The 3,279-nt window shown below is 60.7% G+C and carries 2 protein-coding genes and 1 tRNA gene; 1 reads left to right on the top strand and 2 read right to left on the bottom strand.

The genetic code is table 11. The features are described 5' to 3' along the window. Together ACIQ2E_RS14860 and ACIQ2E_RS14855 are read right to left on the bottom strand one after the other, a co-directional pair. A partial coding sequence (locus ACIQ2E_RS14860; RefSeq protein ID WP_398332236.1) for a hypothetical protein occupies window positions 1-2,365 on the bottom strand: 2,365 nt, incomplete at its 3' end. A gap of 470 nt (window positions 2,366-2,835) precedes the next feature. Further along, a tRNA-Thr gene (locus ACIQ2E_RS14855) sits at window positions 2,836-2,907 on the bottom strand. A gap of 46 nt (window positions 2,908-2,953) precedes the next feature. Here ACIQ2E_RS14855 and ACIQ2E_RS14850 point away from each other — a divergent pair. Next, window positions 2,954-3,235, top strand: a complete 282-nt coding sequence (locus tag ACIQ2E_RS14850; protein WP_398332234.1) for a DUF3493 domain-containing protein — start codon at window positions 2,954-2,956, stop codon at window positions 3,233-3,235. Window positions 3,236-3,279 lie beyond the last annotated feature (44 nt).

Here is a 3,279-nt window from a genome sequence, read left to right as displayed (position 1 = left end):
CGCTGATATGATCGTTTGCTACGGTTGAGGATGTGCCATCCGCAAGTGCGGTGCCGAGATTGCTGTTGGCACTCAGGCGGAACTTCACGTAGTGATTAAACCTGTTCGCAGCGCCTGTTGCTGCAGCGGGAAGCTGAATCCTGCAGGTAAACAGAGGGCCTGGGGCGGCCGTCAGTGAGGAGGAATATGGCGCTGTAGTGGTTCGGCTGCATGCGCCACTGGTACCGGTGCTGCGATTGGTTGCGCTGTTGGAAACTGCAACCACGCCATCAGCTGTGACGGTTGCCAGTTGCACCCAGCCGGCTGGATCTGTACCGCCTGCTGTTCCGATCGCTGGATTTGTTGTGATGGGGCTCGTGAAGCCGTAGTCCAGTCTCAACGCTGAGGTTGAAGCCGCAGCCGAGGCACGGCTACGGGTAAAGGTGAATTCAAGAACCGGATTACTCAGGGCATACAGATTGACGGCCCTGGCAATGGCGGGTCTGTTCGTGACGGTAGCGCCTTGGTCAGTGCCGATATCATTAAAGGTGACCGCCGACCCGATTGCTGTTGGAGTGGTGATGTTTCGGATGAGCATGTCACCCGTCGTGATGCCCATGCCGTTTTGGTCGCGTTCGGTCCAGATGGAGGGCCAGCGCGGGGTTGAACCAGCGGCGTAGCCAGCGAATCCGGTTTCTGGTGTGGTTACGGCTGTGGAGTTATTGAATGTATCCCCGATGGCAATACCGGCGGTGTTGCTCGTTGGAACGACGCCGCCCTGGGAAACAACGGCCCAGGTATGAATGTTGGAGCCACCGCTCGGGAAAACGCTGGCACACTGATTGCTGGGTAGGTACTTGGTGTTGCAGTATTCCAGGTAGGGTGTGGTCACGGCCGGGTTGCTGGCCGTGGGCGAAGCCGGGCTGCTGGCAGCGTTCAGCTGGTTTGAGCTGTTGGCGCGCAACCAAATCCGGAGCGCGTCGTCGCCGTTATTGGCTCCATTGATGATGAACGATGGATAGCCGCCGTAGCTGGTGGGTAAGTTGCTGCTGTTGACCGCACTCCTGCTGACAATGTCGGGATTGCCATTGGCTGTCCAGTTGTAGGTGTAGCGGCTGGCAATGCTGGGCAGACCGGTGGAGAAGTAGATTGATGCAAAGCGGATGCAGCCAGCGGCGCGTCCATCAATCGAGTTTTGGTCGCCGTAGGTATTGCTTCCGGAGAGCTGAGTGTAGGGGCAGGGTCCAGGTACCGCGGTTACGTTACCTCCGGTTCCGGGAACGCTATAGCTGTTGCGAATCGAATTGGCATCTCCGGGAATGCGATCACCCGTATCTGAACCCACATTGCAGAGACTCGGAACCGTTCGGCAGCCGATCTGTGATCCGTTAAATAACGGGCTTACTGAATAACGTGTCCAGGTGTGGGTCGGGTCGGCGACCACGCCGACAAGGGATGCCAGATTGACGACCTGATTCGAGGCGTTGCGGGTGGTGTATCGATCGTTCGCCTGCTGCGAGAAGAAGCGTCCGCCGTTGATTCCTGCGACGATCCCGAACTCAACCCCGCAGAAGCGCGTGTCAGCGCCCAGGCTTCGTGAATCGTTGCCACCGAGGGAGCCGCCGCAGCATTTGGGCAGAATTTCGTATTCCTTGGTGGTGATATAAGTGGAATACGTGCCATCGGATTTGTAGACCCTGCCTTCCACTGTGATCGCGATAGAGCCGGTGTTGTTGCCACCAGCCACGCTGCCGCCGCCATCCGGATCGTCCAGGTTGATCAGTTGGTTGAAGTTGCTCCCAGTCGGTAATGTTCCGAGCGCGCTGGTCTGGCTCCAGGTTGGAGTGGCAGCAGCAGTGAAGGTCCGATAGATCGAACGGCGGTTCTGAAGCTCAGCGGTCGTGCCCGTATTCGGACCGGTGGTGTACCTGACGGCCACCAGGCGGAATCGCTGTGTGCCGGTACCAACCTGGGTCATGTCGTCCAGGTTCCGGAACTGGCCATCCTTCAGTGCAACTGCCAGGCTGGTTGGAAAGCCGGTCCCGCCGGGTCGTGTGCTCTGCGATGACACACAGGGGCTCTGCAGGGCGGTGTTGGTGGTGCTCCAGGTGCTGGGAGCTGTGCTGCCCGCCACCAGAAGTTGCCGGTTCTGCGCGTTGTCGCTCCAGTACGCGATGATCCGATCAGCACCCATGTCTGCAATCTCGCGAGCATCGGTGCCTGGCAGCAGGGCGGAGAGGCTCGACCAGTTGCTCAGGGCCACCACCCCAAGGCCTCCAACCACCAGCCCCAGCACCAACAGAACCGCTGGGACGAGTGTGTAGCCGTCGGACGCGGCTTTGGTCCTGAGGCTGGCGAGGAGCCTGAGCTTCAGACGCTGCGACATGGTGGAACCTTTACGGGATGCTGCGTGTTGCTGGCTTGTGTCGGTTGGCCCGGGCGCTGGACGTCCTGGGCATCTGTCAGACCGGTGGTATGTCGGCTTGCTGGCTGCCCACTCGGTCGTTTCCATTAACCATAAGCGTGCTGCAGCGCTCTGTTGCGCCTTTGAGCCTTTTCTTACCTGCGTGGGTAGGGCCTCTGCCAACCCCAGCAGCAGGGCGATCAGCGGCCGCTGGCGACCAGCCGCCGCCCTGGCGATACGGTTGTGATCTGGCCGCCCAGTGTTGTTTTCAGCTCGTTGATCGCCACACTGTTTGTCATTCTCTGCGGCCAGCTTGCTCAAGGCTTTTGCAGCGGTCAGGCCCAGACGCCGATACGGGATGCGGCCGTTGAACCGGTTGCCACTTGAGCTAAGAGAACGCCAAGGATCCGCTTGCTAGCTGGCGTTTGAGAAGCTGTTTGGTTTGTTGAGAAAGCCGGAGATCGGATTTGAACCGACGACCTACTGATTACGAATCAGTTGCTCTACCACTGAGCTACACCGGCAGCTTTAACAACTTAGCATTCGGCTTCATCCGTTTCCGGCCGCGCCATGGTTCCTCCCGCCCGCGAGCCGCTCGATCCAGCCCTGCGGGCTCGGCTGCTGCAGGAGGCGCGCACGCCGTGGCGGGGGCTGCGCCGGGCTCTCTGGTTGGCCTTCACCGCCTCCGCCGGCCTTGGCCTGGCCACGATGGCCATGCGCGCCTCTGCCGGGGATGTGGTGCCGGGCTCAGACCTGCTGATTCAGGTCGTCGCCCTCGGTCTGTTCGGCACCCTGCTCTGGCGCGATCGCAGCCCCAGCATCGATTCCGCTGACTCCGGCCGAGCTGACTGACGCCGCGGCGGCTTCTGGCTCTGTGGCGGGTGCTGGGTCGGGCG

Source organism: Vulcanococcus sp. (assembly GCF_044369115.1).
In the GTDB taxonomy this organism is placed as follows: Bacteria; Cyanobacteriota; Cyanobacteriia; order PCC-6307; family Cyanobiaceae; genus Vulcanococcus.
This window is presented reverse-complemented; position numbering and strand designations above follow the sequence as displayed.

Excerpts from the sequence above, each read along its gene's own strand:
- ACIQ2E_RS14850 (WP_398332234.1), top strand. The coding sequence starts at position 2,954 with ATGGTTCCTCCCGCCCGCGAGCCGCTCGATCCAGCCCTGCGGGCTCGG.